Annotated in this window: 7 protein-coding genes; 3 read left to right on the top strand and 4 right to left on the bottom strand. The window is 32.2% G+C overall.

Annotated features, from left to right (window positions below; genetic code table 11):
• Positions 1–312: 312 nt before the first annotated feature.
• Positions 313–2829 (bottom strand): hypothetical protein, encoded by a 2517-nt coding sequence (locus A2255_08735; GenBank protein OGI19286.1) that lies wholly within the window; start codon positions 2827–2829, stop codon positions 313–315.
• 51 nt (positions 2830–2880) lie between these two features.
• Positions 2881–4173 (bottom strand): hypothetical protein, encoded by a 1293-nt coding sequence (locus A2255_08730; GenBank protein ID OGI19285.1) that lies wholly within the window; start codon positions 4171–4173, stop codon positions 2881–2883.
• Between the two features lie 446 nt (positions 4174–4619).
• On the opposite strand from A2255_08730, the gene A2255_08725 reads away from it, so the two are divergent.
• The 3 genes from A2255_08725 (at position 4620) to A2255_08715 (ending at position 6914) form a co-directional block, all read left to right on the top strand.
• Positions 4620–4964 (top strand): hypothetical protein, encoded by a 345-nt coding sequence (locus A2255_08725; protein OGI19284.1) that lies wholly within the window; start codon positions 4620–4622, stop codon positions 4962–4964.
• Positions 4965–5194: 230 nt separating this feature from the next.
• Complete coding sequence (locus A2255_08720) at positions 5195–5857, top strand: hypothetical protein (GenBank protein OGI19283.1); 663 nt, start codon at positions 5195–5197, stop codon at positions 5855–5857.
• The gene (locus A2255_08715; GenBank protein OGI19282.1) at positions 5850–6914 is read left to right on the top strand and encodes a hypothetical protein; all 1065 of its coding nucleotides are present in this window, start codon (positions 5850–5852) and stop codon (positions 6912–6914) included. Before A2255_08720 ends, A2255_08715 begins: the two co-directional genes overlap by 8 nt.
• A gap of 204 nt (positions 6915–7118) precedes the next feature.
• Here A2255_08715 and A2255_08710 read toward each other — a convergent pair whose 3' ends face one another.
• A complete protein-coding gene (locus A2255_08710; GenBank protein ID OGI19281.1) occupies positions 7119–7349 on the bottom strand; it encodes a hypothetical protein in 231 nt (76 codons plus the stop codon).
• 32 nt (positions 7350–7381) lie between these two features.
• The gene (locus tag A2255_08705; GenBank protein OGI19280.1) at positions 7382–7564 is read right to left on the bottom strand and encodes a hypothetical protein; all 183 of its coding nucleotides are present in this window, start codon (positions 7562–7564) and stop codon (positions 7382–7384) included.
• Positions 7565–7821: the final 257 nt, after the last annotated feature.

Here is a 7821-nt window from a genome sequence, read left to right as displayed (position 1 = left end):
TTTATGAACATATTTACTCATTCCCTCATTTTATCATTATCGCAGCAGAGCTGCGGGGAATTTACCCTCAGAGATTAAAGATTTTTCATCAAAATCTTTGGTTATTTTTTCCGCTGTCCTTAAAAGAATTGATAAAGGTATGATTTTTGAAAATCTACTTTAAAAAATCAAGAAATCATGCCAAAACAAGTTTGGCATCTATCCAAATAACGCTTAAAGTTGAAGACCAGAAAGATTCCGAAATAATACTGAAACAATTTCAGCACATAGTTTAGGATGATAATTTTCATTATTTAAGCAATAATTACTGCTTTAATTTAGCAATTCAATTTTAGTGGCTAATCTACTTAGCTCGTTATAGTGCTTTTCTACATTAAAATCGAGTCTTTCACCCAAATTTAAAATAGTAGCTACAAAATTCTTATCTACTTGAAGATTTTCCGAGCTTTTTAATGAATCAATCAACTCAGAAATTCTGTTGTAAATTAAGCTAAAGTAAAAATCTTGAGCCTGGCTTAAATTAGGTTTTACCCCCAACTTACTTGCCAGTGATAGAACACTAATTATATCCTCGCACTGTTGAATATCCATATTATCAGCTAAGCTTCTAACTTTATCATTAATATATAGACTATAGATTTCCTCAGCTTTTTTGTAATCCAGATTAACACCAAGCTTTTTAGCTTCTTTACTTATATCAAAAGCTTCCTGTAATAAGCCAGGATTACCTATATCATCTACATTTAATATAATGTCATTGAAGTTGCGACTTAAAGTGTATTCAGTAGCAATTTTAAACTCGGAAGGAACAGAAAGACCAAGCTCATAAAGTTGTATCATAGGCCCTTTGCCTTCTTCATACAAGCTATGATATGTCTGAGCAAATCTTTCTAGCTGATCTTTAATTAAAATTCCAATGATCTTGCGTCTTTCATCTATAAATAAATCTTTTAACGTGAAGTATTCTCTACCAAAATGATCGTCTAAACTTCTAATTATTTCTGTTAAAGGTAGACTATAAAATTTAGTAATTAAATCTTCCTTAATTTTGCTAAATTCTTCTTCACCTGAATATCCTCTAATTGCACAATGAAAATCTTCTCCACCAAAATGCAATAGAGCATAGATCATATCGTAACGTTCCAAGGTTATTTTTGAGATAATCTCAATTCGACCAAGTAATAGGGTTGTATTTCCTTTTTTAACCTTACGATAATCTAATGACTTTATGTTATAGCAATATATTTCTGTTTCATCATTATATTCTTCGAACAAAGAGCTGATCGCCCAATGACTTACTACTTGTTTAATACTTACTATTGAAGGTTTAACAAATTTAAGATAAACATCTTTTCCTGTACCAAATTTTTTTATGTTACTTCTGGCTTCAGACAATTTATCCAGAAATTCTGTCTCCAAGTCTATTTCTGAGAATTCCTCTGCAATCTGCATGGCTTTTGCAGCATATTTAAGTATTTGTGTTGTCTCTATTCCTGATATATCAGCAAAAAACCATCCACAGCTTGTATACATAAGCATTGCTTGCCGTTGCATTTCAAGTAACTTAATTACGTCAACTTGCTCCTGTCTGGAAAGCTTTTTAATACCTTCATGAGCACAAAAATGGCCCATAGATAACTCATTTCTGTCTAAAATTACATCAATGTATCTATTTCTAGCTTTCCAGGGCTCTTTCAAGTATCTACCCGCATGCTTTTCATAAATTATATATAATTCATCTCTCAGCCAATCAAGAGCATTCCTGAGTGGTCTTCTCCATTTTTGATCCCAGCCTGGTTGAGCTCCCGTTGAACAACCACAATTGTCTTCCCAACGCCCTACTCCATGAGCACAACTCCAGGATGAAGGATGTTTAATATCAACTTCAAATCTCGGAGGATTTTTCTCAAGATATTCTCCATAATTAGTAAGTTTAAACCCTGCTTCAGCGGTTCTTTTCTTTAACATGTAAGAAAGAGCCATATCACCAAATTTTGTATGATGTCCGTAACTTTCACCGTCTGTAGCAATATGAATTAGCTGATTATAATTTCTGTCATGAGAAATACCATCTTTAAGTCTGCTAATAAATTTGTCTCCATTATGGAGGAGATTTTCAAAGGCAACAGATTTAGAGATAGAACCATCATAGAAGAATAAATCAATGTATCTGTCAGTATTATCTTTTAAATGATATCTGTAAGGCTGACCCGGATCAATATTACCCCAGCTAACATCAATCCAGGAATTATCATTTCCACCTATAGGTCTTACTTTTAATGCTTGATATGGAGAAAGAACAGTAAATTTTATGCCACAATCAGCTAAAACTCTAAAAGTAGCATCATCAGCTGCTGTTTCAGCAAGCCACATGGATTCAGGCTTTCTGCCAAAACGATATTGAAAATCTCTTATTCCCCATATAACTTGAGTATACTTATCTCTTTCATTAGCAAGAGGCATAATTATATGGTTATAAACCTGAGCCATTGCATTACCGTGTCCGGAATGCTCTTCTACGCTTTGACGGTCGGCTTCAATTATCCTCTCGTAAGTTTTTGGAGCATGCACTTCAAGCCAAGACAAGAGTGTTGCCCCAAGATTAAAACTTATAAGTGAATAATTATTAACTATATCGAAAATTTGACTTTTATGATTAACTATCCTCGATACAGAATTAGGAGTATAGCATTCAAAAGCTATACGCTCATTCCAATCATGAAAAGGAGCCGCACTATCCTGCAGTTCTATTGTTTCTAACCATGGATTTTCCCGTGGAGGTTGATAAAAATGTCCATGAATTGTTAAATAATATTCTCTTTCAGGCATTAAGATTCTCCAGCTAACCTACTGAAATAAGATTAAATGAGACAGAATATTTTAGCAAGAAATTGTTGTACAGGGTTCATCTGCTAATTTATTGAATAACTTAAGATGATCTTCAATTTCCCTTATTGATAAGAAACTTTCTCTGACAACTTCTTTTCCTGTTTCTCCCATTTTTTTAGCAACATCAGGATTCTTTAATAAATATAAAGTTTTTTCTGTAGCTTCTTGTATATTTGAAACAAGGAAACCATTTACCCCATCCTGAATTTGAAGCTTAATACCTCCTACATTTCCACCTATTACAGGTTTACCTTTCCAAAGGGCTTCAGCCACAGTCAATCCAAAACCTTCTTTAAGTGATTTTTGCAGGACTACATTAGCTGCCATTTGGAAAGCTTTTACACCAACATCACCAACATTATGATAGTTAGTATAAACGTGAAGATCAAAATCTTCTCCGGCTCTTCTTACAACACGATCATATATAATCCATCCTTCAGGATCATCATGTGCCATACTTGTAACCAAAACAAGCTGTGTACCTCTTATACCTTTTACAGAATGGCTGTATTTAATATTTCTATATACATCAATAACCCCAAGAGGATCTTTCCAAGGATCAAATCTTGAAATTTGAACTAATAAAGGCCTGGTAGGATCAACATTATAGCTAACCATCAGATTATTTACTTCTTCTTCAGCCATTTCACTGTTTTTAGGACTAAGAGGATCTATTGATGGAGGAATAAAAGTAAGATTTCTAAATTCTGAATTTTCTTTTACAAATTCATCAAGAGTAAATACAACTGCATCATAATTTTGCATATACGGATATAGGAAATTCCAGGTATCCGCATTAGGTTGAGATGTATCTATATGACAACGCCATATCCACTTGCCGGTTCTGGCTGTAACATAATCAATCATAGCTAGAGGTTGAGGGTCATGTGCGATCACATAATCGTAATTTTCAACAATTCCCTTTGCATTAACCTCAGCGCCATTTAGATATACCTGTTTCTGTTCGTCAGAAACAGTTCCTGAATGTCCCTGCATATTATTATGAAATAATTTTGTTACATCAAAAAATCCGGGAACAGGTGTCATTACATACCAATCAACCTGTAATCCAAGATCTTGCATCAATGCAACCTGAGTTTTTAATAACTCAGCAACTCCACCACCATATGCAGTAGTATTCAAGTTTAATACTTTTTTATTTTTTAATGGTTTTGCAAGTTCTTTTAATCTGTCTATTTTTTCTTTGCCTACAATTGGTATATAATCATCTACACTTTTGGGTGTAACTCTCACTTCTTGTAAAACTTTTGATAACTGGACCATCAGCCAACCCTTCCTCTTTGTTATAAATTACTTACTGTTTTTAGTTAAAAATTAATGAGATAAATATTCTAATTTAATTTCTGGGTTTAATGTTTAGTATTTAAGAATGTAAATGGCTTAAACACAGTAAAAATAATAACATAAATTGTAAATTTTCTGTAATATTATCGATCAAAATAAATAAAATTTCCTATCAAAAAAGCGAAATAAATTTAATATTAAGTTACCGCTTTACAAAGCCATTAGTAAAATATAAGTTTTTTTAATTAACTTTAAATCTCATTAAGTTTTTGGCTGTATTTAAAGTTACATTTTGAAACATTATGAAATAACCTTGCTTGAATTGATTAAACAGTAAAAAATGCTATTATATTTTTAGCATTTTATATTATACTAGAATTAAGGTTTAGTTAAAGAATTATTCAAGGATAAAGATAGGCTGGAATATGTCAAAACACATTGATACAGTGCCATTAGAGGTACTCATTTTAACGGTAGATCACGATATCAAGGGAATTGTTCACGTATCAAAGTATACAGATTCGAATAGAGAGTTAACTGACCTTTTAAATGATAGGGAAAGAAGGTTTTTAGCTGTTACTGATGCTGAAATTGTTAGCAGGAAAACAAATTCTGCTCCAAGAAAATATAAGTTTTTAGAAGTTCATATCGACTATATTCTAATGGTGCACCCATCTTCACAAGTTTTATTTAAAGAAAATTATCGAGCTCAAGAAGATATAGTAAGATTTCGTGAATTAAGAGAAAAGCTAAATCGAGCCAAGTTTTAATTTTAGTTTATAAATTGATAATAAGAGAAAGAGCTTTTAGACTCTTTCTCTTATTGTTTGATTTTTGATATACTGATTTAAGGACAGCGGAAAAAATAAATTAAGTATTTTGATGAAAAATACTTTTTTATTTTTGTAGCCTGCTTCTTGCGCGAAGCGGGAGCTATCCGAGCTCATTCTTATAACCAGCAATTTATGAGTAATAATAATCTCTTAAATCAGGATAAAAAATGAACCGGAATAAACAAAGAAAAGCCTTAGTATCTGATTTTGACGGAACTATAAGCAAAATAGATTTTTTCTATTTTGTTATAGCAAAACTATTAACTGAATCAGATATACAGCCCTGGCTTGATTATCAGGAAGGAAAAATTACACATATTGAGGCTTTAACAAGAATTTTCAGGAAAATTCGCCTCGATAAAGAAGATTTTCACAAATTAGTATTAGAATTACCTATTGAAGAATGCTTTATTGATACAGTCAAATACTGTAACGAAAATAATATCGACTTTTATATAGTCAGTGCAGGTGCTGACTACTACATAAAAGTTATTCTGGAGAATTTAAAGGTTCAGAATCTAGTAAAATTAATTAGTAATAAAAGTTGCTACTCTAAAGAAGAGGGATTGCAAATAATTGAGCCTGATAAAACCAGCCCTTTTTATTCTATAGAGTATGGTATCAGTAAAAAATTAGTTGTAGAATCAGTTAGAAAAGATAGTGATTTTACTGTTTTTGCAGGAGATGGCAGACCTGATATAGAAGCAGCCAGACTTGCAGATAAAGTTTTTGCTAAAGACCTGCTTCTTGATCTTTGCAAAGAAGCTAATATTAAGGCTAAAGAACTCACTTCTTATGGTGAAATACTGGAATACTTAAAAGATGAGTAAATTAAATCAACAACAAATATCAATTCCGTCCATTTTAAAAATTGGAGAAGGTGAATTGAATTGTCTTGGAAGATATCTTAAGGAATCTTCTTTTAAAAGCATTGCTTGCTTCTTTAGTGAAGGAATTGAAGAAATATATGGGAACCAGATTTTTGAATGTTTCAAGAAATCAGGAATTAATATTGTACATAAAAATATTATTCACGAAATCCATATTGAAAATGTTATACATACAGCCTTTGACATTCCTAAAACAGTAGATGCGCTTGTAGGAATTGGAGGGGGAAAAGCACTTGATTATAGCAAATATTGTGCCCATGTTCTTGCTTTACCTTTCATAAGTGTGCCTACATCTACTTCTAATGATGGTTTTTGCAGCCCTTTATCCTCGTTACTCGTTGAAGGTAAAAGAAGAACTGTAAATGCTAAAATCCCTTACGGTATTGTTGTTGATATCAATGCCGTAAAAGCATCACCGGAGTCCTGTATATTTTCAGGAATAGGGGATTTAATCTCAAAAATTACAGCCGGTTGGGACTGGAAAGAAGCAGCAAAAACCGGTAATGATACTTTTAATGATTTTGCTTATTTAATATCCCAAAATACTGTAATAGATTTTCTAAATTATCAGAATCAGGATATCAGGGCCCCTAAGTTTATTTATCACCTTGCAAACTCACTTTTAATGAATGGATTATCAATGGAAATAGCAGGTTCAAGTAGACCTGCAAGCGGAAGTGAACATTTAATATCTCATGCCCTTGATGAAGTTTCAACAAGTAGTAAAATGCACGGTATTCAAGTAGGAATTGCAACTTATATATGCAGTTATATTCAGGATAACCAATTTCAGCTTGTTAAAGATTTTTTAACTAACACCGGATTTTTTAATTATCTATGTACAAATCCAATCAATAAGAGCGAACTTATTGATGCTATTAAGCTTGCTCCTACTGTTAAACAAGATTTTTACACAGTATTATCTTTGCCACACAGCTTAGATAAAGCAATAAACTTTATAAATACAGATGATATCTGCCAAAAAATCCTTATTTAACTTGAATTGCTAATTAATTTTAGCCAAAATTCTCAAAAACCCGCCCCTGCCACCCTAAAGGTGGATAAAGGGCAAAGCCCTTTATCAAATCTATATAATTTTTGAGAATTTTAATTCAGTTATATCAAGCTTTTTATTGATCTAGCAATTCAAGTTATTTAGGCTATTTAGTATAATTTATTATCAATCTATTAATAACCGGTCTTATATCTTCCCATAATATCTTACTGAATAGTGATTTTCGCCTATATCAAAGTCAAAATCCTCATCTAAATTAGACCAGACCTTATTTCTAAGGTTCTCATTTACTTCAACCGGAACTATCGACATTAATATCGCATAAAATTCCTCGATAAATCCCTTATCTTCTCGATCAGTTACGGTTTGAAACTGCCCAATCTCTTCTTTATTCCTAAATAATCCAAATTTTTCCATTAGGATTTACTCCTAAATTATACTCAAATAAATTATTCTTCGGTTATCTTGATAACACTAACCGGACAAGCTTCTGCTGCTGTGAGGCAATCATCTTCATTACCAACAATGTTCTCTTCATTAACATGTGCTAAATCATTTAATGTAAACACTTCACTATTTATCGCTTCACAAGCACCACAAGAAATGCAACCCGGAACTATTTCTACTTTCATAATTTTTACTCCTTATTTGAGTTTATACTAAGCCAAAATATAAATGCCAAGTCATTAATCCTGGTAATAAAAAATACTTTCTTCTTACTAGTGGCAAGATTTGCAAATAATATGTTAAAAGCGACCCCTGTCATTGCGAAGATTCCGAAGGAATCTGTGGCAATCTATCCATTTTACATTTAAAAGCTAGTATTCATAATTGGCAAGATCCTCACGTCGTTTCTCAGGATGACATTGGGTATTATTGGAAGGATTGA

It is taken from the genome of Candidatus Melainabacteria bacterium RIFOXYA2_FULL_32_9, from assembly GCA_001784615.1.
GTDB lineage: Bacteria > Cyanobacteriota > Vampirovibrionia > Gastranaerophilales > UBA9579 > UBA9579.
Note: the sequence above shows the minus strand (reverse complement) of the source record. Positions and strands in the feature narration are given on the sequence as shown.

Bases quoted from the DNA above. Each gene is read 5' to 3' on its own strand.
- A2255_08735 (OGI19286.1), bottom strand. From the start codon at position 2,829: ATGCCTGAAAGAGAATATTATTTAACAATTCATGGACATTTTTATCAA.
- A2255_08730 (OGI19285.1), bottom strand. From the start codon at position 4,173: ATGGTCCAGTTATCAAAAGTTTTACAAGAAGTGAGAGTTACACCCAAA.
- A2255_08725 (OGI19284.1), top strand. From the start codon at position 4,620: ATGTCAAAACACATTGATACAGTGCCATTAGAGGTACTCATTTTAACG.
- A2255_08720 (OGI19283.1), top strand. From the start codon at position 5,195: ATGAACCGGAATAAACAAAGAAAAGCCTTAGTATCTGATTTTGACGGA.
- A2255_08715 (OGI19282.1), top strand. From the start codon at position 5,850: ATGAGTAAATTAAATCAACAACAAATATCAATTCCGTCCATTTTAAAA.
- A2255_08710 (OGI19281.1), bottom strand. From the start codon at position 7,349: ATGGAAAAATTTGGATTATTTAGGAATAAAGAAGAGATTGGGCAGTTT.
- A2255_08705 (OGI19280.1), bottom strand. From the start codon at position 7,564: ATGAAAGTAGAAATAGTTCCGGGTTGCATTTCTTGTGGTGCTTGTGAA.